The organism is Streptomyces sp. TLI_171, from assembly GCF_003610255.1.
In the GTDB taxonomy this organism is placed as follows: Bacteria; Actinomycetota; Actinomycetes; order Streptomycetales; family Streptomycetaceae; genus Kitasatospora.
The window spans coordinates 2,952,054-2,976,955 of the sequence record NZ_RAPS01000001.1; the positions used below are offsets into that span (position 1 = coordinate 2,952,054).

Here is a 24,902-nt window from a genome sequence, read left to right on the forward strand (position 1 = left end):
GGGGTCACCGCGGTGCGGTCTGAGGGTCCGGGCCCCGGGCCGGGTCGGTGGGCGGAGCGGGCGGGCCGACGAGCCGTCAGCTCGCGGCGGCGAGTTCGACCCGGGCGTCGAGCGCGGAGGAGAACGCGTCCACCACCGGGGTCAGCAGCACCTCGGTCTCCCGCTCCAGCTCGGTGCCGCCGTCCTCGCGCACCCCGACGTGCCGGTCCAGCACGAACCAGCCCTGGGTGACGTGCCCCGCGCCCATCGAGTTCAGCACCGGGCGCAGCGCGTAGTCCACCGCCAGCACGTGCGCGGTCGAGCCGCCGGTGGCCAGCGGCAGCACGGTCTTGCCGCGCAGCGCGTACTGCGGCAGCAGGTCGAGCAGGGCCTTCAGCAGGCCCGAGTACGCGGCCTTGTAGACCGGGGTGCCGATCACCACGCCGTCGGCCTGCTCGAACAGCTCGACGGCCCGGGCTATCGCCGGGTCCGAGGTGTCCGCGGCGAGCAGCGCGGCGGCGGGCAGCGCCCGGGCGTCCAGCGCCAGGACCCGGTGGCCCTGGGCGGTGAGCCGGCGGTCGACGTGGCGCAGCAGCCGGGTGGTGCGGGAGGTCGCGGACGGGGAACCGGAGACGGACAGGATCACGGCCATGGAGTCACCTCGGGGCGTACGGCCGCGGGCAGGGCGCGGCCGGGAAGGGGAGGAGCGGGGAACGCGGGCGAGGGCGCGGCTCGCCAGGGGTGAATGCGCGGCGGGAGTCGTCAGCCGCGACACAGCGAACAGGACACCCGGCCGTGGTCGACGTGCCGCCGACGGGTGAGGACCTGCTGCTGCTCCATGCAGCCATGCAAACACGCCCGGTTTCGGCGGGTCAAGGCCGTGCCCGCCTGGTGAACACTGCTCCGAACGGTCCGTGCCCTGCATCAAAACGGCCACAAGGGGCCCGGCCGGGCCCCGCGGACCACCGCTCGGCCCGCGGTTCGGGCATCCTTCCCCCATGAACACGTGGCAGGAGCGCCCGGGGGGCGGCTCGTACGGGCAGGGCGATGCGGCACGCGGCCAGGGCGGGGCGGCGGAACCGCCGCTGCCTCCGGAGTTGAACCCGCGCGGCGCCGGCGTGCCGGTCTCCCGCCCGTCCCAGCCGCACAGCGACGGCCCGGGGCGCCCGGCCTCGCCGTACGGCGGCGCCGACCGCCCGGCCGGCAACTTCGGCAGCCCGGGCAGCGGCCCCGGCGGTCACGGCGGCGACCCGGGCGGCGGCTACGACGGCCCCGGCGGCGGCTACGGCGGCGGTCAGCCGTACGGGCAGCAGCCCTCCGAGCCCGGTCCCGGCCCGGCGGGCGGGCCGGCGCGGCCGCGCCGGTCCCGCAAGAAGATCGTCGGCTACTCGGCGCTCGGCCTGGTGCTGGCGCTGCTGGTCACCCTGGTCGGCACCTACTTCTGGGCGGACGGCAAGCTCCACCACGAGAACGTGCTCGCCGACTACCCGAACCGTCCCGCGGCCGGCAAGGGCACCAACTGGCTGATCGTCGGCTCGGACAGCCGGCAGGGCCTGACCGACGCCGACGAGGACAACCTGCACACCGGCTCCGCCGAGGGCAAGCGCAGCGACTCGATGATGATCCTGCACATCGGCGACAACGGGAACACGCTGATGTCGATCCCGCGCGACTCCTGGGTGCAGATACCGGCCCACCTGGACACCTCCGGCAGCGGCAAGACCGTCCCCGCCGCCACCCGGAAGATCAACGCCGCGTTCGCCGCGGGCGGCGGCCGGCTCCTGGTGCAGACCGTGGAGACCAACATGGGCCTGCGCATCGACCACTACGCGGAGATCGGCTTCGCGGGCTTCGTCGGCCTGGTCGACGCGGTCGGCGGCGTCGAGATGACCATCGACCAGCCGGTCAAGGACAAGGACTCCGGCCTCGACCTGCAGGCCGGCAAGCAGACCCTGAACGGCAAGCAGTCGCTGGCCTTCGTCCGCCAGCGGCACCAGATGGCCGACCAGGACCTCGGCCGGATGCGCAACCAGCAGAAGTTCCTCGGGGCGCTCGCCGCGCAGGCCGCGTCCCCGTCGACGCTGCTGAACCCGTTCACCTTCTACCCGCTGGCCTCGGCCGGCCTGGACACCCTGATCGTCGACGACGACGCCGGGCTCACCGACCTCGGCTCGATGTTCCTCGCCATGAAGGGCGTCACCGGGGGCGGCGGCCAGACCATCACCGTACCGATCGGCAACGCCGACTTCCGCACCCCGACCGGCGAGTCCGCGGTCAAGTGGGACGCGGCCAAGTCCAAGGCCGTCTTCGACGCGCTGAAGAACGACACCGCGGTCCCCGCGGCCAAGTGACGGACTCGGGGCGGGCGTTCAGGATTCGTTGGACGAATCCGAACGCCCGCCCCGAGTGGTGTCACCCCTCGCGGCCGCGCTACGGCAGGTTGCGGGCCATGACGATGCGCTGGACCTGGTTGGTGCCCTCGTAGATCTGGGTGATCTTCGCGTCCCGCATCATCCGCTCCACCGGGTAGTCCCGCGTGTAGCCGTAACCGCCCAGCAACTGCACCGCGTCCGTGGTGATCTCCATCGCCACGTCCGACGCGAAGCACTTCGCCGCCGCCCCGAAGAACGTCAGATCACCGTCCGTGCGCTGCGACTTCGCCGCCGCCGCGTACGTCAACTGCCGCGCCGCCTCCAGCTTCATCGCCATGTCCGCGAGCATGAACTGCACACCCTGGAACTCCGCGATCGCCTTCCCGAACTGCTTGCGCTCCCGCACGTAGCCCTTCGCGTAGTCCAACGCGCCCTGCGCGATCCCCAGCGCCTGCGCCGCGATCGTCACCCGCGTGTGGTCCAGGGTCTTCATCGCCGTCGCGAACCCCGTCCCCTCCGCACCGATCATCCGCTCCGCCGGGATCCGCACGTCGTCGAAGTACACCTCACGCGTCGGCGACCCCTTGATCCCCAGCTTCTTCTCCGGCGCACCGAACGACACCCCCTCGTCGCCCTTCTCCACCACGAACGCCGAAATGCCCTTCGACCGCAGCGACGGGTCCGTCACCGCCATCACCGTGTAGAACTCCGACACGCCCGCATTGGTGATCCACCGCTTCACACCGTTGAGCACCCAGAAGTCACCGTCGCGCACCGCCCGCGTCTTCATCCCCGCCGCGTCCGAACCCGCCTCCGGCTCCGACAGGCAGTACGAGAACATCCCCTCGCCCCGCGCCAGCGCCCCCAGGTACTTCGCCTTCAACTCCTCCGAACCCGACAACTGCACCGGCAGCGAACCCAGCTTGTTCACCGCCGGGATCAACGACGAGGACGCGCACACCCGCGCCACCTCCTCGATCACGATCACCGTCGCCAACGCGTCCGCCCCCGCACCACCGAACTCCTCCGGCACGTGCACCGCATGCAGATCGTTCGCCCGCAACGCCTCCAACGCCTCCGCCGGGAAACGCCCCTCCTCGTCCACCGCCGCCGCGAACGGGGCGATCTTCGCCTCCGCCAGCGAACGCACCGACTCCCGGAGCATCTCGTGCTCCTCGCCGATCCGGTACAGGTCGAAGTCCGCGCCGGCCATCTGCTCGCCCCTCACGTTAGTTACTGTTAAGTAGTCGTCATCCTATGGTCGCGGGGGTTCCGAACGGCAGGTGACCTCAGCAACAGGACGGTGTGTCAGTCCACATCGTTGCCCAGGGTGTCGGCGCTGGTGCGGTGTTGCGCGAGGTAGTCGTCCATCCGGTCGGTGCGCATGGCCTCCCACAGGACGCGGGCGGCGCCGTCGTCCATCAGGACGACCGCCTGGCCGTCGATGGTGTCGAAGCCGCCGAAGGGGGCGTTCATGAAGTGGACGCCGTCGGGGCGGACGCCGCGCAGGCTCCAGGCGAGGTCGTAGAGGTCGGTGTTGCTGAGGCGGTCGTCGACGCTGGCGACGTCGCCGATGGTGCCGAGCAGGCCGGTCAGCCTGGACGGGCTGGAGAGGGTGCCGGAGTTCATGGTCTGCAGCATCAGCGAGCGCAGGAAGTTCTGCTGGCGCTTGGTGCGGTCGAGGTCGCCGTTGGGCAGGCCGTGGCGTTCGCGGACGTAGAGCAGGGCCTCGGCGCCGTCCATGTGGTGGGTGCCGGCCAGCCACTCGCGGGCGTCGCCCTTGGCCTCGATGGTGCGCGGGATGGTGATGTCGACGCCGCCGACGGCGTCGGTGAGGGCGCGGAAGCCGTTCCAGTCGATCACCGCGACGTGATCGATCTTGATCTTGGTGAGGTCCTGGACGGTCTGCACCATCAGCGCGGGCCCGCCCCAGGAGTACGCGGCGTTGATCTTCGCGCTGCCGTGGCCGGGCACCGGCACCCAGGTGTCGCGCGGGACGGACACCAGCGAGACCGACTTCCGGTCCGCCGAGATGTGCATCAGCATCATGGTGTCGCTGCGCTGCGCGCCGGCCTTCCAGGCGGGGGCCTTGGCGTCCTGGCCGGTGGTGGGCCGGTCGGAGCGGGCGTCCAGGCCGACCAGCAGGAAGGTCTGCCCGCTGTGCGGGACGGCGGCGGGCTGCTCGGAGGCGGGCACGGTCGGGAACGCGTTCGGGATCCGGTCGACCGAGGACGCGTAGTGCTCGGCCGTCCAGACCAGGCCGCCGAAGCCGCCGCCCACCAGCACCAGCAGCACGGCGAGCGTCCACAGCAGCAGGCGGCGGCCGCGCCGGCGGCGGGCCGGCGAGCCCTCGGAGGCGTCCTCCTCGCCGTCCAGGTCGGGGTCCTCGTCGCGGTCGAAGATGCTCAGCGGACCGGGGTCCTCGTCGGCCTCGTCGGCCCGCTCCCTGGAAGTCATGCGCGCATTGTGAACCTTCCGTACAGACCTTCGAGCGGAAACCGTGAAATCGACGCATCCCGGTGCTCCGCGGGGCGGCTACCATCGGTGGCTGCGGCCGTCGCTCACCCCCTGGTACGGCCCGAACCGAAGGGAAAGCACGTGGCTCCCCGCATCACGGTGATCGGCACCGGCTACCTGGGCGCGACGCATGCCGCGTGCATGGCCGAACTCGGCTTCGAGGTCCTGGGGTTGGACATCGACCGGGACAAGCTGACGGCACTCGCCGCCGGCCGGGTGCCGATGTACGAGCCCGGGTTGTCCGAGCTGCTGCTCAAGCACGTGGCGGGCCACGAGGGCTCGACCGGGCGGCTGCGGTTCACCGACTCCTGGGCCGAGGTCGCGGCCTTCGGCGACGTGCACTTCATCTGCGTGAACACTCCGCAGCGCAAGGGCGAATTCGCCGCCGACATGAGCTACGTGGACTCCGCGGTCGACTCGCTCGCCCCGCACCTGGACCGGCCGACCCTGGTGGTCGGCAAGTCCACCGTGCCGGTGGGCTCGGCGAGCCGGCTGGCCGAGCGGCTGGCGGCGCTGGCCCCGGCCGGCGAGCAGGTCGAGCTGGCCTGGAACCCGGAGTTCCTGCGCGAGGGCTTCGCGGTCGGCGACACCCTGCACCCCGACCGGCTGGTGGTCGGCGTGCGCAGCGAGCACGCCGAGCAGCTGCTGCGCGAGGTGTACGCGGGCCCGATCGCGGACGGCGTGCCGTTCGTGGTGACCGACTTCCCGACCGCCGAGCTGGTGAAGGCGGCCGCGAACTCCTTCCTGGCGACCAAGATCTCCTTCATCAACGCGATGGCCGAGGTCTGCGAGAGCGCCGGCGCGGACGTGGTGCAGCTCTCCAAGGCGCTGTCCTACGACGAGCGGATCGGCCGCAAGTTCCTCAACGCGGGCCTGGGCTTCGGCGGCGGCTGCCTGCCGAAGGACATCCGGGCGTTCATGGCCCGGGCCGGGGAGCTGGGCGCCGACCAGGCGCTGACCTTCCTGCGCGAGGTCGACTCGATCAACATGCGCCGCCGCTCGCGGATGGTGGAGCTGGCCCGCGAACAGTGCGGCGGCGGCTTCCTGGGCCGCCGGGTCGCGGTGCTGGGCGCGGCGTTCAAGCCGAACTCGGACGACATCCGGGACTCCCCGGCGCTGAACGTGGCCGGGCAGATCCAGCTGCAGGGCGCGCAGGTGACGGTCTACGACCCGAAGGCGATGGACAACGCCCGCAAGATGTTCCCCGCCCTCGCCTACGCGGAGTCCGCGCTGGAGGCCGTCGAGGGCGCGCACGTGGTGCTGCACCTGACGGAGTGGCAGGAGTTCCGCGAGCTCGACCCGGTGGAGGTCGGCGCGCTGGTGGCCGAGCGCCGCCTGGTGGACGGCCGCAACGTGCTGGACGGCGAGGCCTGGCGGGCCGCCGGCTGGACGTACCGGGCGATGGGCCGGCCGTCCGCGGAATGACCGGCGGCGGCGTCCCGTTCTCAGCGGTATGAGCTACGGAGACGACGCCACCGTCCGCAGGATCCTGACCGCCTCGGGCGACACCTGGGCCGTGGTCGGCCTGTCGAACAACACCGCGCGGGCCGCGTACGGCGTGGCCCGGGTGCTGCAGCGGGCGGGCAAGCGGATCGTGCCGGTGCACCCGAAGGCCGAGACGGTGCTCGGCGAGCAGGGCTACGCCTCGCTCGCCGAGATCCCGTTCCCGGTCGACGTGGTCGACGTTTTCGTCAACTCCGAGCTGGCCGGCCCGGTGGCCGACCAGGCGGTGGCGAAGGGCGCCAAGGCCGTCTGGTTCCAGCTCGGCGTGGTCGACGAGGAGGCGTACGCGCGCACCCGCCGGGCCGGGCTGGACATGGTGATGGACAGGTGCCCGGCCATCGAACTGCCGCTGCTGTGACGGCCTCGACGACGGCCGGGCGACGTTGACGACCGGTCAGCCGGACACGGGGAAGGCGATGTCGCAGACCTCGTCGTCCGGGCCGGCGGCCATGAAGTCGGTGAAGTAGACCTCCCGGCCCGGCCCGGTCCGCTCCACCCCCGCCGACTCGGCCCACTCGCACACCGCGTCGTACGCGCTGAGGATCTGCGGGTAGTCGACCTGCGCCTTGCTGATCCGGGTGTAGGCCTCCCGGTGCGCGGGCTCCACGCGGTGCGGGGCGGGCGCGTCGGCGGCGCGCGCCGGGTCGATCGGCACGCACACCTCCACCGGGCCGTCGCTGTCCTCGTTGACGTCGCCGTGGTAGACCACGAACGGCGCCGCCACCACGCCGCCGACCCCGGCCGCGGCCTCGGTCAGCCGGCCGATGGCGCCGCCGATGAACTCGTCCAGGTCCTGCGGGTAGGCGCGCCGCCGCTCGCTGAGCACCAGCTGCTCCGGCACCTCACGCTGCTCGATCTCGAACATCTTCCCGATTCCTTCCGTTCCTCCGAGTTGGACGCGGAGGTGGCCGGCCAGCGCCCGCTGCGAGGCGGTGCGCCGCTCCACGGCGGCCCAGTACGCGGCGACCCGCTCGGCCGCCGCGGCGCCCGGCAGGGCGAGCACCTCGGCGACCGTGGCGAGCGGCATGTCCAGGCCGCGCAGCCGGACGATCAGCCGCGCGGTGGCCAGCCGCCCGACCCGGTAGTACCGGTAGCCGGTGGCCGGGTCGACCCGGTCCGGCGGCAGCAGGCCCGGCCGGTCGTACAACCGGAGCGCCTTGGCCGACAGCAGGCCGCGGCGGGCGAACTCGCCGCTGGTGAGCAGCCGCTCCTCCTCCACACCGCTCACCGTGGGGTCCGCCCCAGGGGCAGGGTCAAGACCGCTCCCCGTCCAGCTGCGCCAGGGTGGCGATCGACGGGCCGCGTTCGGCCCGCAGGCGGCGGGCCACGCTCTCCGCCTCGCGCAGCGCCCGGACGGCGTTGTGCCAGGTCAGCTTGGCCAGGTCGGCCTCGGACCAGTCGCGGCGCAGCAGTTCGGCGATCAGCACCGGATAGCCGGCCACGTCGTTCAGTCCGGACGGGGTGAAGGCGGTGCCGTCGTAGTCGCCGCCGATGCCGATGTGGTCGATGCCGGCCACCTCGCGCATGTGGTCGAGGTGGTCGGCGACGGTGGCGGCGGTGGCGGTCGGGCGCGGGTTGGCGGCTTCGAAGGCGCGCTGCACGGCCATCGCCTCGGGGGTGGTCTCCAGCGGGTGCAGGCCCTTGGCGCGCATGTTCTCGTCGGCGGCGAGGGTCCACTCGATCGCGGCGGGCAGCACGAACTTGGGCACGAAGGTGGCCATCGCGACGCCGCCGTTGTCGGCCAGCCGGGCCAGCACGTCGTCCGGGACGTTGCGCGGGTGGTCGCAGACGGCGCGCGCGGAGGAGTGCGAGAACACCACGGGCGCCTGGGAGACCCGCAGCGCGTCGCGCATGGTGTCGGCGGAGACGTGCGAGAGGTCGACCAGCATGCCGAGCCGGTTCATCTCCCGCACCACCTCCTCGCCGAACGCGGTGAGGCCGCCGTGCACCGGCTCGTCGGTGGCGGAGTCCGCCCAGGGCACGTTGGAGTTGTGGGTGAGCGTCAGGTACCGCACGCCCAGCTCGTACAGCGCCCGCAGGGTGGCCAGCGAGGAGTTGACGGAGTGTCCGCCCTCGGCGCCCATCAGCGAGGCGATCCGGCCCTCGGCGCGGGCGGTCTCCATGTCGTCGGCGGTGAGCGCCAGGCGCAGGTGGTCGGGGTGCCGCTCGGTCATCACCCGGACGAAGTCGATCTGCTCCAGGGTGGCGCTGACCGCGTCGTCGCCCGCCAGTTCGGCGGGCACGTACACCGACCAGAACTGGGCACCGACCCCGCCCGCCCGCAGGCGGCCGAAGTCGGTGTGCAGCCGGTGGCTCTGATCGGCCGCCAGGTCGACGGCGTCGAGGTCGTAGCCGGCCTGGGCGCGCATCGCCCACGGCAGGTCGTTGTGGCCGTCCACCACGGGGGTGGTGCGGAGGACGGCCCGGGCACGGTCGAGCAGTTCGGGGGTCATGCCCCCGTTCTACTACTTGCCGAACCCGAACGACTCGTTCCCCGCCACCTTGGCGCGCAGCTTGCGCCCCTTCTCGGTCGCCTGGTTGTTCAGCTCGGCCTGGAACTCCACCATCTTCTCGGCGAGTTCGGCGTCGAACGCGGCGAGCGTACGGACCGCCAGCAGCCCGGCGTTGCGCGCGCCCGCCACCGAGACCGTCGCCACCGGCACGCCGGCCGGCATCTGGACGATCGACAGCAGGCTGTCCATCCCGTCCAGGTACCGCAGCGGCACCGGCACCCCGATCACCGGCAGCGGCGTCACCGAGGCCAGCATGCCCGGCAGGTGCGCCGCCCCGCCGGCCCCGGCGATGATCGCCTTCAGCCCGCGTCCGTGCGCCTGCTCCCCGTACGCGACCATCTCGCGCGGCATCCGGTGCGCGGACACCACGTCGACCTCGTACGGGATCTCGAACTCGTCGAGCGCCTGCGCGGCGGCCTCCATCACGGGCCAGTCGGAGTCCGAGCCCATCACGATGCCGACAAGGGGGTTCGTCATTCGGTGATCGTTCCTCGCAGGTAGGCGGCCGCGTGGCGGGCGCGCTCGCGGACGTCTTCGAGGTCGTCCCCGGAGACGTTGACGTGGCCGACCTTGCGGCCGGGCTTCACGTCCTTTCCGTACATGTGGATCTTCAGGCCGGGGTCGCGGGCCATGCAGTGCAGGAAGGCGTGGTACAGGTCGGGGTAGTCGCCGCCGAGGACGTTGACCATGACGGTCCACCTGGCGCGGGGGCGGGGGTCGCCGAGGGGGAGGTCGAGGACGGCGCGGAGGTGGTTCTCGAACTGCGAGGTGGTGGAGCCGTCCTGGGTCCAGTGGCCGGAGTTGTGCGGGCGCATCGCGAGTTCGTTGACCAGGATGCGGCCGTCGCGGGTCTGGAACAGCTCGACGGCCAGGTGGCCGGTGATGCCGAGGTCGCCGGCGATCCGCAGGGCGAGTTGCTGGGCCTCGGCGGAGAGGGCCGGGTCCAGGTCGGGCGCGGGGGCGGTGACCTCGGCGCAGATGCCGTTCTCCTGGACGGACTCGACCACGGGGTAGGCGACGGCCTGGCCGCTGGGCGAGCGCACCACGTTGGCGGCGAGTTCGCGCAGGAAGTCGACCTTCTCCTCGGCCAGCACGGGGACGCCGGCGAGGAACGGGGCGGCGGCCTCGTGCTCGTCCCCGACCACCCAGACGCCCTTGCCGTCGTAGCCGCCGCGGACGGTCTTCAGGACGACGGGGTACCCGTCGCCCTCGGCGGCGAAGGCGGTGACGTCGGCCGGGTCGGCGACGATCCGGTGGCGGGGGCAGGGGACGCCGATGGAGTCCAGCTTGGCCCGCATCACGCCCTTGTCCTGGGCGTTGACCAGCGCGTCGGGCCCGGGCCGGACGGCCACGCCCTCGGCCTGCAGGGCGCGCAGGTGCTCGGTCGGCACGTGCTCGTGGTCGAAGGTGATCACGTCGCAGCCGGCGGCGAAGGCGCGCAGCGTGTCGAGGTCTCGGTAGTCGCCGAGCACGGTGGCGCCGACCACCTGCGCGGCCGACTCCTGGGGGTTGTCGGCGAGGAGTTTGAAGCGGATGCCCAGCGGGATGCCCGCCTGGTGCATCATGCGGGCGAGCTGCCCGCCGCCGATGACTCCGACCACTGGAAAGTTCGCATTGCCCGCTACAGTCACGCGCTCCAGGATATCCGGGCCGGTGGGAGGGCTCGGCACCGGCGTGCGCGGGGGCCGCGCACTCCCGGAGCGGGACGGAGCACTCATCGAGTGCGGGTAGCCTGGTGGGCCGGATTGCACGACACCACTTATCCGATCATGTGAAGTAGACGTAGACGGAGACAGCCCGGATGACGAGCACCATCATCGAAGCCCGCCCCTCCCTGCTCCAGCGGCTGCGCGGGCTGTCCACGGAGGCCCTCGGCTTCGCCCTGATCGGCGCCTCCGGCGTGGTGGTCAACTTCACCCTGTTCTGGGTCCTGTCCAACGGCTTCGGCCTGGCCTCGCTGCGCTCCAACATCGCGGCCACCGTGGTGGCGATCGCCACCAACTACCTGGGCTACCGGTACTGGCTCTACAAGGACCGCGACGCCGCCTCCCGCCGCCGCGAGATCACGCTGTTCCTGCTGTTCAGCGGCATCGGCATGCTGATCGAGACCGGCACCCTCGGCGTCACCCAGTACGTGCTCGGCCTGGACACCCCGTTCGAGAAGCTCGGCGGCAAGTTCCTCGGCCTGGTGATCGCCACCGTGTTCCGCTTCGTCTCCTACCGGACCTGGGTGTTCAAGGCGATGCCGGAGCTGGAGGACCCCGAGGTGGTGCAGGAGGCCGAGCTGCTGCTGGCCGCCGAGGAGAGCCGCACCCTGGCGAACTGACAGGGCGTCACTCGCCCGCGTGGGCGAGGAACAGCGCGAACACCGGCGGCCGCAGCGACAGCAGTTCGAGGCGGCCGCCGTCGGCTTCGGCGAGGTCCCGGGCGACGGCCAGCCCGATACCGGTGGAGTTCCGGCCGCTGACGGCCCGTTCGAACACCCGGTTGCCGAGTTCCCTGGGCACGCCCGCGCCCTCGTCCTGCACCTCGGCCACCACCGAGCTGCCGGAGCGGCGCACCCGCAGGGTGATGGTGCCGGCGCCGTGCATCAGCGAGTTCTCGATCAGGGTGGCCAGCACCTGGGAGACCGTGCCGGGGGTGCCGATCACCCGGACCTCGCGCAGGCCCTCGATCACCAGCCGCCGCCCGCCGTCGCGCAGCGTCGGACCCCACTCCTCGACCTGCTGCTTGACCACCTCGTCCAGCGCGAAGGTGACCGCGGTGGGGTTGTTGGGGTCGCGCTGGTTGGTGAGCAGCCGCTGCACCACGTCGGTGAGCCGCTCGACCTGCTGCAGGCCGATCGCGGCCTCCTCCCGGACGGTCCCCGGGTCCTCGGCGAGCGCGGTGATCTCCTCCAGGCGCATGGAGAGCGCGGTGAGGGGGGTGCGCAGCTGGTGCGAGGCGTCCGCGGCGAGCCGGCGTTCGGCGGTGAGCATCCGGGCGATCCGTTCGGCGCTGGTGTCCAGCACCTCGGCGATCCGGTCGAGTTCGGGGACGCCGTAGCGGCGGCCCTGCGGCCGGGGATCGCCGGAGCCGAGCCGTTCGGCGGTCTCGGCGAGTTCGGTGAGCGGCCGGGCCAGGCGCTTGGCCTGCCAGACGGCGAGCGCCACGGCGGCCTGTACGGCGAGCAGCGCGACCACGCCGAGCAGCAGCAGCATGTTGCCGATCTCGTGGTCCAGCGCGGTGCGGGACTGCGCGACGGTGACGGTCTCCCCGCTGGCGCCGGTCTCGGTGGCGGTCAGCGCCTCGCCCTCGACCGGGCGGCCGAGGGCGATCTCCGGCTGTCCGGGGATCTCCACGGTGACGTAGAAGTTCTCGGTCACCACGGCGGCGAACTTCTCGCCGCTGACCGGCTCGCCCGCGGCGAGCCGGCTCTCCACCAGTCCGAGCACCCGGACCGCCACCGCGTCCACCCGGTCGTTGGCGGCGTTGACGATCGACTGCTTCTCGATCAGGGCCAGCGGCACGCAGAACACCGCGACCACCACCAGGACGACGCCCAGCAGTGAGTTGATCATCCTGCGCTTCACGCCGGGTGGACTCTCAGTTCTTCTCGAAGCGGAAGCCCACGCCGCGCACGGTGGCGATGTAGCGGGGGTTGGCGGCGTCGTCGCCGAGCTTCTTGCGCAGCCAGGAGATGTGCATGTCCAGGGTCTTGGTGGAGGTCCACCAGGTGGTGTCCCAGACCTGGCGCATGATCTCCTCGCGGGTGACGACCCGTCCGGCATCCCGCACCAGCACCCGCAGCAGCTCGAACTCCTTGGCGGAGAGGGTGAGTTCCTCCTCGCCGAGCCAGGCGCGGTGCGACTCGATGTCGATCTTCACGCCGTGCGCGCCGGTGGTCAGCTGGTCGACGTTGCCGCGCCGCAGCAGGGCCCGGACCCGGGCGAGCAGTTCGGCCAGCCGGAACGGCTTGGTGACGTAGTCGTCGGCGCCGGCGTCCAGGCCGACCACGGTGTCCACCTCGTCGGCGCGGGCGGTGAGCACCAGGACGGGGAAGCTCTTGCCGTCGGCGCGCAGTCGCCGGCACACCTCCAGGCCGTCCATCTCGGGCAGTCCGAGGTCGAGCACGATGAGGTCGACGTCCTCGCTGAGGCCGGCGCCCAGGGCGGCCGGTCCGTCCTCGCGGACGAGCACCTCGTAGCCCTCGCGGCGCAGGGCTCGGGCCAGCGGTTCGGAGATTGCCGGGTCGTCCTCGGCCAGCAGCACACAGGTCATAGGGGCGATGGTAGACCGCGCGCGGGCCGCTGATCAGAGGGTCTTTCGCGGTCCCGGCGCGCCCGGGCGGGGCGCTGTGAACACTGTCACAGGCCGTGATCATCAACGGTCGGCGGGGACCTTCGGAAGCAACTGCGCTTTCATGGACATTCTTCGCACGACCCTTGCCATCACAGGCAATCCTTCATTTTTTCCATCGAACTGCACTGTGCACCGGCCACAGGCTTTACCTTCTGAATACCATTCACGCTCCGCAGTCAGTCGAACTCGCGACTTAGAGTGGTGGGGAACCCGAGAAAACAGGCAAGGAATCAGCATGGCTTCGACCACCCTGGAGTCCGAGGTACGGCCCTCCGGCACCCCCGAGCGGACCTTCCTCGGCCACCCCCGCGGCCTGGCCACCCTCTTCATGACCGAGACCTGGGAGCGCTTCAGCTTCTACGGCATGCGCGCGCTGCTGGTGGTCTACATGTCCACCGAGGCGGTCAAGGGCGGCCTGGAGATCCAGGCCGCCACCGCCGCCGCCGTGTACTCGGTCTACAACGCGATGGTCTACCTGCTGGCCCTGCCCGGCGGCTGGATCGCCGACCGGCTGCTCGGCGCCCGGCGCACCGTCGCCCTCGGCGGGCTCGTCATCATGGCCGGGCACTTCATGCTCGCCGTGCCCAGCAAGGCGTTCTTCTTCGCCGGCCTGGTCCCGATCGCGGTCGGCTCCGGTCTGCTCAAGGCCAACATCTCCACGATGGTCGGCCACCTCTACGACAAGGACGACGACTCGCGCCGCGACGGCGGCTTCACCATCTTCTACATGGGCATCAACCTCGGCGCCTTCCTCGCGCCGCTGGTGATCGGCACCGTCGGCCAGAAGGTGAACTGGCACCTGGGCTTCGCGCTGGCCGGCGTCGGCATGGCGCTCGGCCTGATCCAGTACCTGCTGGGCACCCGCCACCTCAGCCCGCGCTCGAACGTGGTCGCCGCGCCGATGGACGCCGCCGAGCGCCGCTCCGTGCTGCGCAAGGTCGGGCTCTGGCTGGCCGCCGCCGCGCTGTTCTACGGCGTGGTCGCCGGCACCGGGCACTTCACCGTCGACTGGGCGATCTGGCCGCTGTCGCTGGCCGGCATCGCCGTTCCCGTCCTGGTGTTCGCCCGGATCCGGCGCGACCGCGACCTCAGCGGCGAGGAGCGCTCGCGGATGAGCGGCTACCTGTGGTTCTTCGCGGCCGCCGCGGTGTTCTGGATGATCTACGACCAGTCCGGTTCCACCCTCAGCGTGTTCGCCGAGCGGAACACCGCCGGAAGCCTGTTCGGTTTCTCCTTCCCGTCCAGCTGGTTCCAGTCGCTGAACCCGCTGTACATCATGGCGCTGGCCCCGGTGTTCGCCTGGCTGTGGAACGCCGCCGCCCGGCGCGGCCGCAACCCCTCCACCACCTCGAAGTTCGCCTTCGGCCTGCTGATGATCGGCGCGTCCTTCCTGGTGATGATGCTCGCCATGGCGGCGGCCACCGGCGGCGCCAAGGTCACCCCGCTCTGGCTGGCCGTGGTCTACCTGGTCCAGACCGTGGGCGAGCTCACCCTCTCCCCCGTCGGCCTGTCCGTCACCACCAAGCTGGCCCCCGCCAAGTACGCCAGCCAGATGATGGGCGTCTGGTTCCTCGCCGTCACCGCGGGCGACTGCGTGGCCGCCATCGCCCAGCTGCTGCTCGGTGACGGCGTGGTCGGCTCCACCTGGTACTTCGCCGTCCAGGGCCTGCTGGCGATCGCCGCCGGCGTCGGGCTGTTCGCCGCCCGCGGCCGGGTCGGGAAGCTCATGGGCGACGTGCGCTGACGCCCCGTCACACCCGGCGGACCCCGCCCTGCCAGACGGCGGCGGTCAGCGGGACGCCCGGGCGGTACGCCAGGTGGACGTGCGAGGGGGCGTCCAGCAGCTGGAGGTCCGCCCGGGCGCCCGGGGCGATCCGCCCCACGTCGGTGCGGCGCAGCGCGAGCGCGCCGCCCGCGGTGGCGGCGTGCACCGCCTCGTCCGGGGTCATGCCCATCTCGCGGACCGCGACGGCCAGGCAGAACGGCATCGAACTGGTGAAGCTGGAGCCCGGGTTGCAGTCCGTGGAGAGCGCGACCTTCGCCCCGGCGTCCAGCAGCCGCCGGGCGTCCGGGTAGGGCGCGCGGGTGGAGAACTCCGCGCCCGGCAGCAGCGTCGCCACGGTGTCGCCGTCGGCCAGCGCGGCCACGTCCTGCTCGGTCAGGTGGGTGCAGTGGTCGGCGGACGCCGCACCCAGCTCCACCGCGAGCTGCACGCCCGGGCCGTGGCCCAGCTGGTTGGCGTGGACCCGCGGCCGCAGGCCCTTGGCGATTCCGGCGGTCAGCACCGCCCGCGCCTGGTCCCCGTCGAACGCCCCGCGCTCGCAGAACACGTCCACCCACCGCGCGTACGGGGCGCACGCCTCCAGCATCTCCCCGGTGACCAGCGCGACGTACCCCGCCGGGTCCTCCGCGAACTCCGGCCCCACCACGTGCGCGCCCAGGTAGGTGGTCTCCGCGGTGTGCCCGGCCGCGATCCGCAGCGAGCGCGCCTCGTCGACGGTGCTCAGCCCGTACCCCGACTTCACCTCGACGGTGGTGGTCCCCTGCCGCAGCATCTCGTCCAGGAACCGGGTGAGGTTGGCGTTCAGCTCCGCGTCGGACGCCGCCCGGGTCGCCGCCACCGTCGTGCGGATCCCGCCGGCGCTGTACGCCCGCCCGGACATCCGCGCGTTGAACTCGGCGGTGCGGTCCCCCGCGAACACCAGGTGCGAGTGGCTGTCCACGAACCCGGGCAGCACCGCGCGCCCGCCGGCGTCGACGGATTCGTCAGCGGCGGGAGCATCCGCACTCGCGCCGACCCACACGACGCTGTCCCCGTCCACGACCACCGCGGCGTCGGCGACCAGCCCGAGCGCCCCCTCGCCGATCGACGGGTCGTTGGTGACCAGCGACCCGATGTTGCTGATGAGCGTGCTCATGATCCCTACTCAGGTTGTGCGCCCCGTCGGGGGCGGGTGGGCGTGACCGTCACCGCAGGGCGGCCACGGCGTCCGACAGCGCCCGCCCCACGTCCGGAACGAGCTGGTGCGCCCCGTCCTTGACGATGTGCCGGCCGCCGACGACCAGGTGCCGCACGTCCGCCGCACTGGCCGCGAAGACGGCGATCTCCGCGCCGAGGGAGGGCGGCGGGCCCGCGGTCCGCGGCGTGTCCAGGGCGATCACGCAGAAGTCGGCGAGGGCGCCGGCCTCCAGGCGGCCCGCCTCGGACCAGCCGAGCGAGGCGTGGCCGTCCTCGGTGCCGGCCCGGAGCAGCGCGTTGGCGGTCCAGTGACCGCGGGTCCGGGTGCGCAGGCGTTCGTCCAGTTCGAGCGCGCGGGCCTCCTCGAACGGGTCGATGACGGCGTGGCTGTCGGAGCCGAGGCTGATCGGGCAGCCGGCCGAGGCGAGGCGGCGGGCGGGGCCGATGCCGTCGGCGAGGTCCCGTTCGGTGGTGGGGCACATGCAGACGGTGGTGGTGCTGTCGGACAGCAGGCGGACGTCCTCGTCCGTCAGGTGGGTGGCGTGCACCGCCGAGGTGCGCGGGCCGAGCACGCCGTGGTCGGCGAGCAGCCGGGTGGGGGTGACGCCGTGCGCGGTGAGGCAGGCGTCGTTCTCGGCGGTCTGCTCGGAGAGGTGGACGTGCAGCGGGGCCCTGCGCATCGCGGCCCAGTGCGCGACGGTGCCCAACTGCTCGGCGGGGACGGCGCGGACGCTGTGCACGGCAGCGCCGATCCGGGCGTGCTCGGCGCCCTTGAGCCCGGAGGCCCGGGCGGCCCAGGCGTCCGCGTCGCCGTCGGAGAAGCGGAGTTGGGGCGCGGTCGGCTCGGCCCCGAACCCGGCGGCCAGGTAGCAGGTGTCGAGCAGGGTGATCCGGATCCCGGCCCGGGCGGCGGCCTCGATCAGCGCCTCGCCCATCGCGTTCGGGTCGTCGTACCGGACGCCGCCGGGCGCGTGGTGCAGGTAGTGGAACTCGCCGACGGCGCTGATCCCGGCCAGCGCCATCTCGGCGTAGACGGCGGTGGCGAGCTCCAGGTAGCTGTCGGGGTCGAGCGTGGCGGCGACCCGGTACATGGTGTCGCGCCAGGTCCAGAACGTCCCGGAGCCGACCTGCACGGTGGAGCGCAGCGCCCGGTGGAAGGCGTGCGAGTGTGCGTTGGCCTGACCGGGCAGGGCGAGCCCCGCGAGCCGGACCGCCCCGGCGGGGCAGGGACCGCTGTCGGGGGTGACCCTGGCGATCCGCCCGCCGGGGCCGACGGCGATCAGGACGTCCCGCGCGACCCCGGGGCCGCCGGTGTGCGGGAGCCAGGCGTGCTCGGCCCAGTACGTCACGACCGCTGACATGCGAGATCCTCCAAGACGTCGGCCGAGGCAGTGACCCGCGCGGTGACTCCGGCGTGGCAGTCGGCCTGCTCGGCGTGCTCGGCCCCGTGCGTCACGACCGCTGACATGCGAGATCCTCCAAGACGTCGGCGAGGGCGGTGACTCCGGCGTGGCAGTCGGCCTGCTCGGCGTGTTCGGCCGGGGAGTGCGAGACCCCGGTGGGGTTCCGCACGAACAGCATGGCGGTCGGGACGGCGGACGCCAGGATTCCCGCGTCGTGTCCCGCGCCGGTCGGCAGGACGGGGGCCTTCAGGCGGTCGGCGAGGCGGTCGCGCAGCGGGCCGTCGAAGTCGACCACGGGGGTGAAGGACTCCCGGGTGAGCTCCACCCGGACGCCGTCGCGGCCGCCGCGTTCGACGGCGGCCTGCTCGATGGCGTCGACCACCTGACGGAGCGTCTCCTCGTCGGCGGCCCGGGAGTCGAGCCAGCCGCGGACCAGCGAGGCGATCGCGTTGGTGCCGTTGGGTTCGACGGCGACCTTGCCGAAGGTGGCGAGCGCCCCGGCGAGGCGGGCCTTCTTCCGGGCGGCGAGCACGGTGGTGGCGTAGGTGAGCATCGGGTCGCGCCGGTCGCCGAGCAGGGTGGTGCCGGCGTGGTTGGCCTCGCCGTGGAAGTCGAACCGCCACCGGCCGTGCGGCCAGATCGCGCTGGCCACGCCGACCGGCCGGTCCTCCGTCAGGCAGCGGCCCTGCTCGATGTGGAGTTCGACGAACGCGCCGATCCGGCCGAGCAGTTCGGGGTCGGCGCCGATCCGCGCCGGGTCGTGTCCGGCGCGTTCCATGGCGTCGGGCAGCCGCACTCCGTCGGCGTCGCGCAGCGCGTACGCGGCGTCCCGGTCGAGCACGCCGGTGGCGAGGCGGGAGCCGACGCAGGCGACGCCGAACCGGGCGCCCTCCTCGTCGCCGAAGTTGGCGATCGCCAGCGGGCGGGTGAACTCGACGCCGCGGGCGCGCAGTTCGTCGAGCGCGGCGAACGCGGAGACCACGCCGAGCGGGCCGTCGTAGGCGCCGCCGTCGGGGACGGAGTCCAGGTGCGAGCCGGTGACCACGGCGTTCCCGGCGGCGGGGTCGCCGAGCCAGGCCCACTGGTTGCCGTTGCGGTCGGTCTCGCAGGCCAGGCCGCGGGCCCGGGCCTGCTCCTCGAACCAGGCCCGGCACTCGGTGTCGGCGGAGTTCCAGGCGTGCCGGCGGTAGCCGCCGGAGGAGGCGGAGCGGCCCACCGGGAGCAGCTCCGCCCACATCGCCTCGAAGCCGTCGGTCACAGCTCGGCCATCGGGATGCGGACCCCGCGCTCGTCGGCGACCTCGTTCGCCCGGTCGTAGCCGGCGTCGACGTGCCGGATGACGCCCATGCCGGGGTCGTTGGTGAGGACCCGGCGGATCTTCTCGCCGGCCAGCGCGGTGCCGTCGGCGACGGTGACCTGGCCGGCGTGGATGGAGCGGCCGATGCCGACGCCGCCGCCGTGGTGGATGGAGACCCAGGAGGCGCCGGAGGCGACGTTGACCATGGCGTTGAGCAGCGGCCAGTCGGCGATCGCGTCGGAGCCGTCGAGCATCGCCTCGGTCTCCCGGTACGGGGAGGCGACGGAGCCGCAGTCCAGGTGGTCGCGGCCGATCACGATCGGGGCGGACAGCTCGCCGCTCGCCACCATGTCGTTGAACCGCTCGCCGGCCTTGTCGCGCTCGCCGTAGCCGAGCCAGCAGATCCGCGCGGGCAGGCCCTGGAAGTGCACCTTCTCCTGGGCCATCTTGATCCAGCGGTGCAGCGACTCGTTCTCCGGGAACAGGTCGAGCACGGCCTTGTCGGTCTTGTGGATGTCCTTCGGGTCGCCGGACAGCGCCGCCCAGCGGAACGGGCCCCGGCCTTCGCAGAACAGCGGCCGGATGTACGCGGGGACGAACCCGGGGAAGGCGAACGCTCGCTCGTATCCTGCCAGTTGGGCTTCGCCGCGGATCGAGTTGCCGTAGTCGAAGACCTCCGCGCCGCGGTCCTGGAAGCCGACCATGGCCTCCACGTGCCGGGCCATCGACTCGCGGGCCCGCCGGGTGAACTCGGCGGGCTTCTCGGCCGCGTAGGTCGCCATGTCCTCGAAGGCGACGCCGGCCGGGAGGTAGGCCAGCGGGTCGTGGGCGCTGGTCTGGTCGGTGACGATGTCGATCGGGGCGTCCATCGCGAGCAGTTGCGGCACCAGGTCGGCGGCGTTGCCGAGCAGGCCGATGGAGAGCGGCTGCCGCTTGTCGCGGGCCTCGGTGGCCAGTTGCAGCGCGTGGTCGAGGTTCGCGGCCTCGACGTCCAGGTAGCGGTGCTCGATCCGGCGGGCGATCCGGGACGGGTCGCAGTCGATGCAGATCGCCACGCCGCCGTTCATGGTGACGGCCAGCGGCTGGGCGCCGCCCATGCCGCCGAGGCCGGCGGTGAGGGTGATGGTGCCCTCCAGCGTGCCGTTGAACTTCTTGTCGGCGACCGCCGCGAAGGTCTCGTAGGTGCCCTGGAGGATGCCCTGGGTGCCGATGTAGATCCACGAGCCGGCGGTCATCTGGCCGTACATGGTGAGGCCGAGCGACTCCAGCCGGCGGAACTCCTCCCAGTTCGCCCAGTCGCCGACCAGGTTGGAGTTGGCGATCAGCACCCGGGGCGCCCACTCGTGGGTCTGCATCACGCCGACCGGGCGGCCGGACTGGACCAGCATGGTCTCGTCCTGCTTCAGGCCCTGCAGGGTCTTCACCATCGCGTCGAAGGAGCGCCAGTCCCGGGCCGCCTTGCCGGTGCCGCCGTAGACCACCAGCTTCGACGGGTGCTCGGCGACCTCCGGGTCGAGGTTGTTCATCAGCATCCGCAGGGCGGCCTCCTGCTGCCAGCCCTGCGTGCTCAGCCCGGTGCCCCGCGCCGCGCGAACCTCGCGCGGGCCGCTCGCCTGCTCTGCCATGGCCCAGCCTCCTTGCAGATGGATTTCATTCACGATCAACGAGACTGAATATATCCAAACAGTCAGGCCCTGGCCAGAGCCCACGCCCACCCGGGAGAACGCCGAACGCCGCCCGGCGGGGGCGGCGTTCGGTACGGACGGACGGCTGGTCGCAGCGGTGGACACCCGGCGGCCGTCAGGCCGCTTCGTCGCCGTCCCAGTCGATGCCGATCTCGGCCAGCCAGCGGCGGTCCTCCGCGTCGGGCTGGGGGTCCGGCTGGCCGGGGCGGGCCGGCGGGCGCGGGATGTGCTGGACGGGGCCGACGCCGTAGCGGGCGGCCGCGGCTTCGGCGGCCCCGTCGCCCGGCTCCAGGACGCCGATGTGCACGGCCTCCTCGTCGCCCGGGTCGAGCACCACGAGCTCCGGGTGCGGCGGGCGGCGCAGCGCGATGCGGCGGCCGCAGATCGGGCAGGACCACTCGTCGGCCCCGGAGCCGAGTCGTCCGGTGAGTCTCATCTGATGGATCGGCGGTGGCATTGGACTTCCCCCGTCCAAGCTGTCTTTTCCCTACCGAAGAGATGCCCGCTCAGCCCCCGTCGTCAACCCGACGAAAAGGTGTCATTGGGGAAACAACCGGTGTCATTCCAGGAACAGTTGACGGGCCGTCGCGGACTGCTCGATGGCCTCCAGCCGGGCTTCCGCGCCGGGCAGCTCGTCGCACATGGCCTGCAGCAGGACGCGGCCGAGCATCATCGGCGCGCAGGCGGTGTCGAAGACCAGGCCGGTGCCGACGGCGGCGGGCAGCAGCACGTCGGAGAGCTTGGCGACCGGCGCGAACGCGGAGTCGGCGACGGTCAGCACCGTCAGCCCGCACTCGCGGGCGACCGCCAGGGCGTCCATCAGCTCGCGCGGGTAGCGCGGCAGGGCGAAGCAGAGCACGGCGGTGGCGCCGGCCGCCGCGGCCTGCTCCAGGCGGTCGGCGAGCATCGAGCCGCCCTCGTCGAGCAGCCGGATGTCCGGGTGCACCTTGCCGGCGAAGTAGCAGAAGCCGCGGGCCTGGGCGGAGGCGGCGCGCAGGCCGAGCACCGGCAGCGGGCGGGAGGCCGCCAGGATCCGGGCGGCCCGGACGATCGGCGCGGGGTCGGCGAGCAGTTCGGCGAGGTGCCGCAGGTGCGCGATCTCGGCGAGCACGGCCTGCTGGTGCTCGTTGCGCACCACGTCGTCCGGGCTCTCGGGGGCGGCGGCCTCGCCGACGCCGAGCTCGCGCAGCTGCTTGCGCAGCGCCGGGTAGCCGTCGTAGCCGAGCGCGACCGCGAACCGGGTGACCGAGGGCTGGCTGACCCCGGCGAGTTCGGCGACCTCGACGCTGGACAGGAACGGGGCCTCGGTGGCGTGCCGGACCAGCGAGTGGGCGATCCGCCGCTGGGTCGGCGTCAGCCGGTGGCCCTCGAAGAGCTGGAGCAGCCGGGCGGAGGGCCCGGTCGACGTGCCGGTCTCGTCCAGGGCGGTCATCTGCGGTACCTCCGGGCTCGGGTAGCAGTGGGGACGACTGTGGCGCAGTCCCGGCAGGTGGGCAATCGTGTATCGCCTGCCGGGACGGGCGGGTCCGGACCGCAGTCCGGCGGGTGCGCCCGCCCGTCCCGGGACTGTCAGGCCAGCGGGCCGGTGACCTGCTCGACCGCCTCGACCAGGGCGCCGGTGGCGACCAGGGCGGCGGCGGCCTCCAGGTCCGGGGAGAGGAAGCGGTCCCGGCCGGGCCCCTCGACGCCGGCGGCGCGGGCGGCGGCGACCGCGGCGGCGGTGGCCGGGGCGAGCACGCCCGACTGCTCGGCGGCCTGCTCCCGGATCTCCAACGCGCGCGCGGAGGCCACGAGTTCCACGGCCAGCACCCGGCCGAGGTTGGTCACCGCCTGGCGCAGCTTGCGGGCCGCGGACCAGCCCATCGAGACGTGGTCCTCCTGCATCGCCGAGGACGGGATGGAGTCCACCGAGGCGGGCACCGCGAGCCGCTTGTTCTCGCTGACCAGCGCCGCCTGGGTGTACTGGGCGATCATCAGGCCGGAGTCCACGCCGGGGTCGTCGGCGAGGAACGCGGGCAGCCCGTGCGAGCGGGCCTTGTCGAGCAGCCGGTCGGTGCGGCGCTCGGAGATCGACGCCAGGTCGGCGGCGGCGATCGCCAGGAAGTCCAGCACGTACGCCACCGGGGCGCCGTGGAAGTTGCCGTTCGACTCGACCCGGCCGTCCGGCAGCACCACCGGGTTGTCGACCGCGGCGGCGAGCTCGCGGTCGGCGACCAGCCGGGCGTGCGCGAGGGTGTCCCGGCCCGCGCCGGCCACCTGCGGGGCACAGCGGATCGAGTACGCGTCCTGCACCCGCGGCGCGTCGTCCTGGTGGTGGCCCGTCAGGCCGGAGTCGCGGAGCACCGCCAGCATGTTGGCGGCGGCCGCGGCCTGGCCCGGGTGCGGGCGGATCGGGCCGTGCAGCTCCGGGGCGAGCACCTTGTCGGTGCCGAGCAGGGCCTCCAGGGTCATCGCGGCGGTGATGTCGGCGGTGGTGTAGAGGCGGGCCAGGTCGGCGAGGGCCATCACCAGCATGCCGAGCATGCCGTCGGTGCCGTTGATGAGGGCCAGGCCCTCCTTCTCCAGCAGTTCGACCGGTGCGATCCCGGCCGCGGCGAGCAGCTCGGCGGCGTCCTTCTCCACGCCGTCCGGGCCGAAGGCGGTGCCCTCGCCCATCAGCACCAGCGCGCAGTGCGACAGCGGCGCGAGGTCGCCGGAGCAGCCCAGCGAGCCGAACTCGCGCACCGCGGGGGTGATCCGGGCGTTCAGCAGGGCGGCCATGGTCTCGGCGACCAGCGGCCGGACACCGGTGCGGCCGGAGGCCAGCGTCTTCATCCGCAGGAACATCAGCGCCCGGACGACCTCGGTCTCCACCACGGGACCCATGCCGGCGGCGTGCGAGCGCACCAGCGAGCGCTGCAGCTGGGCCCGCAGCTCCGGGCTGATGTGGCGCACCGCGAGGGCCCCGAAGCCGGTCGACACCCCGTAGACCGGGCGCGGCTCGGCGGCGAGGGCGTCGATCCTGGCCCGCGACGCGGCCATCTCGGCGAGCGCGTCCGGCCCGATCTCCACCCGGGCCCCGCCGCGGGCGACGGCGAGGACGTCCTCGGCGCTGACATCGGCCTTGCCGACCTGGACGACGACACTGTGCATATCCATATGCACAATCTCATCAGGTGAATGGGAATGTGACAAGCAGGGCAGCACGCCACTTCGTTGGGCCTCCGGGCCCCCGACGGGTGGTTGACTGGCCCGCGGAGGTGCGAGACGGATGGCGCGGGCAACGGTACGGCGGCGGGTGGTGCGGCTGCGCGGCGAGGAGCGGGTCGGGCGGCCCGACAGCCTGGCGGCGGAGGAGCCGCTGGAGATCCGGGTCGGCGGCGAGGCGCTCACCGTCACCATGCGGACCCCGGGACACGACTTCGACCTGGTGGCGGGGTTCCTGGTCGGCGAGGGCCTGATCGGGGACACCGGGGAACTCGCCGCGCTGCGCTACTGCGCGGGCACCGACGAGGACGGCGCCAACACCTACAACGTCGTCGACGCCACCGTCCGCGGCGCCCGCCCGGCCCTCTCCGCGCACCGCAACCTGCTCACCACCAGCGCCTGCGGACTGTGCGGCCGGGACACCGTCGACGCCGTCCGCACCCACTCCCGGTGGGAGGTCGCCGCCGACCCGCTGACCGTCGCCGCCGAGACGCTGTACGCCCTCCCCGAGCGGCTGCGCGCCGCCCAGCGCACCTTCGACACCACCGGCGGGCTGCACGCCGCCGCGCTGTTCACCGCCGACGGCACGCTGCGCTGCGCCCGCGAGGACGTCGGCCGCCACAACGCCGTCGACAAGGTCGTCGGCTGGGCCCTGCGCGAGAACCTGCTCCCGCTCCGCGGCCACCTGCTGCTGGTCTCCGGGCGGGCCTCCTTCGAGCTCACCCAGAAGGCCGCGCTGGCGGGTCTCCCGCTGCTCGCCGCCGTCTCCGCCCCGTCCTCGCTGGCCGTCGACCTCGCCGAGGAACTCGGCCTGACCCTGGTCGGCTTCCTCCGCGAGCGCACCGCGAACGTCTACACCCGCCCGGACCGGATCGGCTAGGACGGCGGCGGGGAGCACGGGCCGGAGAGGGCCACGGCGACCAGGGTGCGCAGGGCCGGGGCGATCTGACCGAGCGGCAGGGTGGACTCGTCGGCGAACAGCTCCAGCAGCCAGCCGCCCGCCGCGTTGGCGCCGCCGGCGGCGACCATGGCGCGGTAGCCGGAGACCACCATGACGGCCTCCTCGGCGGCGTCGTTGCCGGGCGCGCCGGCCCGCAGGGCGAACGAGCCGCCGGCCACGGCCCGGCTGGTGAGGGGGTAGTGGCGG

The 24,902-nt window shown here is 72.9% G+C and carries 22 protein-coding genes; 6 read left to right on the forward strand and 16 right to left on the reverse strand.

Annotation, left to right across the window (positions count from 1 at the left end; genetic code table 11):
• Positions 1–76: 76 nt before the first annotated feature.
• Positions 77–631, reverse strand: coding sequence for an NADPH-dependent FMN reductase (gene ssuE, locus BX266_RS13335; RefSeq protein ID WP_099899634.1), 555 nt, complete (start codon positions 629–631; stop codon positions 77–79).
• Positions 632–977: 346 nt separating this feature from the next.
• Between ssuE and BX266_RS13340 the strand changes: the two genes are divergently transcribed.
• The gene (locus tag BX266_RS13340; protein WP_099899636.1) at positions 978–2,330 is read left to right on the forward strand and encodes an LCP family protein; all 1,353 of its coding nucleotides are present in this window, start codon (positions 978–980) and stop codon (positions 2,328–2,330) included.
• A gap of 79 nt (positions 2,331–2,409) precedes the next feature.
• Here BX266_RS13340 and BX266_RS13345 read toward each other — a convergent pair whose 3' ends face one another.
• Both BX266_RS13345 and BX266_RS13350 read right to left on the reverse strand, forming a co-directional pair.
• Complete coding sequence (locus tag BX266_RS13345) at positions 2,410–3,564, reverse strand: acyl-CoA dehydrogenase family protein (RefSeq protein WP_099907809.1); 1,155 nt, start codon at positions 3,562–3,564, stop codon at positions 2,410–2,412.
• A 95-nt stretch (positions 3,565–3,659) separates the two neighbouring features.
• Positions 3,660–4,808, reverse strand: coding sequence for an LCP family protein (locus BX266_RS13350; RefSeq protein WP_099899638.1), 1,149 nt, complete (start codon positions 4,806–4,808; stop codon positions 3,660–3,662).
• Positions 4,809–4,949: 141 nt separating this feature from the next.
• Between BX266_RS13350 and BX266_RS13355 the strand changes: the two genes are divergently transcribed.
• A complete protein-coding gene (locus tag BX266_RS13355) occupies positions 4,950–6,293 on the forward strand; it encodes a UDP-glucose/GDP-mannose dehydrogenase family protein (protein ID WP_099899640.1) in 1,344 nt (447 codons plus the stop codon).
• 28 nt (positions 6,294–6,321) lie between these two features.
• The gene (locus BX266_RS13360) at positions 6,322–6,729 is read left to right on the forward strand and encodes a CoA-binding protein (RefSeq protein ID WP_099899642.1); all 408 of its coding nucleotides are present in this window, start codon (positions 6,322–6,324) and stop codon (positions 6,727–6,729) included.
• A 36-nt stretch (positions 6,730–6,765) separates the two neighbouring features.
• Here the strand turns inward: BX266_RS13360 and BX266_RS13365 are convergent, their stop codons facing one another.
• The 4 genes from BX266_RS13365 to BX266_RS13380 are packed head-to-tail and all read right to left on the reverse strand — an operon-like array spanning position 6,766 to position 10,515.
• Complete coding sequence (locus tag BX266_RS13365; protein ID WP_099899644.1) at positions 6,766–7,599, reverse strand: MerR family transcriptional regulator; 834 nt, start codon at positions 7,597–7,599, stop codon at positions 6,766–6,768.
• Positions 7,600–7,624: 25 nt separating this feature from the next.
• Positions 7,625–8,824: a dipeptidase gene (locus BX266_RS13370; protein ID WP_099899646.1), complete on the reverse strand. Its 1,200-nt coding sequence runs from the start codon at positions 8,822–8,824 to the stop codon at positions 7,625–7,627.
• A gap of 12 nt (positions 8,825–8,836) precedes the next feature.
• Entirely contained in the window at positions 8,837–9,361 is a 525-nt protein-coding gene (gene purE, locus BX266_RS13375) for a 5-(carboxyamino)imidazole ribonucleotide mutase (RefSeq protein ID WP_099899648.1), read from the reverse strand.
• Positions 9,358–10,515: a 5-(carboxyamino)imidazole ribonucleotide synthase gene (locus BX266_RS13380; protein ID WP_099899651.1), complete on the reverse strand. Its 1,158-nt coding sequence runs from the start codon at positions 10,513–10,515 to the stop codon at positions 9,358–9,360. Before BX266_RS13380 ends, purE begins: the two co-directional genes overlap by 4 nt.
• Positions 10,516–10,685: 170 nt before the next feature.
• Between BX266_RS13380 and BX266_RS13385 the strand changes: the two genes are divergently transcribed.
• Entirely contained in the window at positions 10,686–11,210 is a 525-nt protein-coding gene (locus tag BX266_RS13385) for a GtrA family protein (protein ID WP_099899653.1), read from the forward strand.
• Positions 11,211–11,217: 7 nt separating this feature from the next.
• Here the strand turns inward: BX266_RS13385 and BX266_RS13390 are convergent, their stop codons facing one another.
• The gene (locus tag BX266_RS13390) at positions 11,218–12,456 is read right to left on the reverse strand and encodes an ATP-binding protein (RefSeq protein WP_099899655.1); all 1,239 of its coding nucleotides are present in this window, start codon (positions 12,454–12,456) and stop codon (positions 11,218–11,220) included.
• Positions 12,457–12,469: 13 nt separating this feature from the next.
• Positions 12,470–13,144, reverse strand: a complete 675-nt coding sequence (locus tag BX266_RS13395; RefSeq protein WP_014136090.1) for a response regulator transcription factor — start codon at positions 13,142–13,144, stop codon at positions 12,470–12,472.
• A 316-nt stretch (positions 13,145–13,460) separates the two neighbouring features.
• Here BX266_RS13395 and BX266_RS13400 point away from each other — a divergent pair, with 316 nt between their 5' ends.
• Complete coding sequence (locus tag BX266_RS13400; RefSeq protein WP_099899657.1) at positions 13,461–14,969, forward strand: peptide MFS transporter; 1,509 nt, start codon at positions 13,461–13,463, stop codon at positions 14,967–14,969.
• Positions 14,970–14,976: 7 nt separating this feature from the next.
• Here the strand turns inward: BX266_RS13400 and hutI are convergent, their stop codons facing one another.
• From hutI to hutH, 7 genes are all read right to left on the reverse strand, one after another.
• Complete coding sequence (hutI, locus tag BX266_RS13405) at positions 14,977–16,143, reverse strand: imidazolonepropionase (protein ID WP_099899659.1); 1,167 nt, start codon at positions 16,141–16,143, stop codon at positions 14,977–14,979.
• 49 nt (positions 16,144–16,192) lie between these two features.
• Positions 16,193–17,545 (reverse strand): formimidoylglutamate deiminase, encoded by a 1,353-nt coding sequence (locus tag BX266_RS13410; protein ID WP_099899661.1) that lies wholly within the window; start codon positions 17,543–17,545, stop codon positions 16,193–16,195.
• Positions 17,546–17,636: 91 nt separating this feature from the next.
• Positions 17,637–18,824 carry an allantoate amidohydrolase gene (locus BX266_RS13415; RefSeq protein ID WP_099907811.1) on the reverse strand — a complete coding sequence of 396 codons (1,188 nt, stop codon included), beginning with the start codon at positions 18,822–18,824 and terminating at the stop codon, positions 17,637–17,639.
• Between the two features lie 17 nt (positions 18,825–18,841).
• Positions 18,842–20,509 carry a urocanate hydratase gene (gene hutU, locus BX266_RS13420; protein WP_099899663.1) on the reverse strand — a complete coding sequence of 556 codons (1,668 nt, stop codon included), beginning with the start codon at positions 20,507–20,509 and terminating at the stop codon, positions 18,842–18,844.
• A gap of 175 nt (positions 20,510–20,684) precedes the next feature.
• Positions 20,685–21,005 carry a hypothetical protein gene (locus BX266_RS13425; RefSeq protein WP_099899666.1) on the reverse strand — a complete coding sequence of 107 codons (321 nt, stop codon included), beginning with the start codon at positions 21,003–21,005 and terminating at the stop codon, positions 20,685–20,687.
• Positions 21,006–21,128: 123 nt separating this feature from the next.
• Positions 21,129–22,001 (reverse strand): MurR/RpiR family transcriptional regulator, encoded by an 873-nt coding sequence (locus tag BX266_RS13430; RefSeq protein WP_099899668.1) that lies wholly within the window; start codon positions 21,999–22,001, stop codon positions 21,129–21,131.
• Positions 22,002–22,138: 137 nt separating this feature from the next.
• Positions 22,139–23,707 carry a histidine ammonia-lyase gene (gene hutH / locus BX266_RS13435; RefSeq protein WP_099899671.1) on the reverse strand — a complete coding sequence of 523 codons (1,569 nt, stop codon included), beginning with the start codon at positions 23,705–23,707 and terminating at the stop codon, positions 22,139–22,141.
• A gap of 112 nt (positions 23,708–23,819) precedes the next feature.
• Between hutH and fdhD the strand changes: the two genes are divergently transcribed.
• The gene (gene fdhD, locus BX266_RS13440; RefSeq protein ID WP_099899673.1) at positions 23,820–24,635 is read left to right on the forward strand and encodes a formate dehydrogenase accessory sulfurtransferase FdhD; all 816 of its coding nucleotides are present in this window, start codon (positions 23,820–23,822) and stop codon (positions 24,633–24,635) included.
• Positions 24,636–24,902 lie beyond the last annotated feature (267 nt).

Bases quoted from the DNA above. Each gene is read 5' to 3' on its own strand.
- ssuE (WP_099899634.1), bottom strand. From the start codon at position 631: ATGGCCGTGATCCTGTCCGTCTCCGGTTCCCCGTCCGCGACCTCCCGC.
- BX266_RS13340 (WP_099899636.1), top strand. From the start codon at position 978: ATGAACACGTGGCAGGAGCGCCCGGGGGGCGGCTCGTACGGGCAGGGC.
- BX266_RS13345 (WP_099907809.1), bottom strand. From the start codon at position 3,564: ATGGCCGGCGCGGACTTCGACCTGTACCGGATCGGCGAGGAGCACGAG.
- BX266_RS13350 (WP_099899638.1), bottom strand. From the start codon at position 4,808: ATGACTTCCAGGGAGCGGGCCGACGAGGCCGACGAGGACCCCGGTCCG.
- BX266_RS13360 (WP_099899642.1), top strand. From the start codon at position 6,322: ATGAGCTACGGAGACGACGCCACCGTCCGCAGGATCCTGACCGCCTCG.
- BX266_RS13370 (WP_099899646.1), bottom strand. From the start codon at position 8,824: ATGACCCCCGAACTGCTCGACCGTGCCCGGGCCGTCCTCCGCACCACC.
- purE (WP_099899648.1), bottom strand. From the start codon at position 9,361: ATGACGAACCCCCTTGTCGGCATCGTGATGGGCTCGGACTCCGACTGG.
- BX266_RS13385 (WP_099899653.1), top strand. From the start codon at position 10,686: ATGACGAGCACCATCATCGAAGCCCGCCCCTCCCTGCTCCAGCGGCTG.
- BX266_RS13395 (WP_014136090.1), bottom strand. From the start codon at position 13,144: ATGACCTGTGTGCTGCTGGCCGAGGACGACCCGGCAATCTCCGAACCG.
- BX266_RS13400 (WP_099899657.1), top strand. From the start codon at position 13,461: ATGGCTTCGACCACCCTGGAGTCCGAGGTACGGCCCTCCGGCACCCCC.
- hutI (WP_099899659.1), bottom strand. From the start codon at position 16,143: ATGAGCACGCTCATCAGCAACATCGGGTCGCTGGTCACCAACGACCCG.
- BX266_RS13410 (WP_099899661.1), bottom strand. From the start codon at position 17,545: ATGTCAGCGGTCGTGACGTACTGGGCCGAGCACGCCTGGCTCCCGCAC.
- BX266_RS13415 (WP_099907811.1), bottom strand. From the start codon at position 18,824: ATGTGGGCGGAGCTGCTCCCGGTGGGCCGCTCCGCCTCCTCCGGCGGC.
- hutU (WP_099899663.1), bottom strand. From the start codon at position 20,509: ATGGCAGAGCAGGCGAGCGGCCCGCGCGAGGTTCGCGCGGCGCGGGGC.
- BX266_RS13425 (WP_099899666.1), bottom strand. From the start codon at position 21,005: ATGAGACTCACCGGACGACTCGGCTCCGGGGCCGACGAGTGGTCCTGC.
- BX266_RS13430 (WP_099899668.1), bottom strand. From the start codon at position 22,001: ATGACCGCCCTGGACGAGACCGGCACGTCGACCGGGCCCTCCGCCCGG.
- hutH (WP_099899671.1), bottom strand. From the start codon at position 23,707: ATGGATATGCACAGTGTCGTCGTCCAGGTCGGCAAGGCCGATGTCAGC.
- fdhD (WP_099899673.1), top strand. From the start codon at position 23,820: ATGGCGCGGGCAACGGTACGGCGGCGGGTGGTGCGGCTGCGCGGCGAG.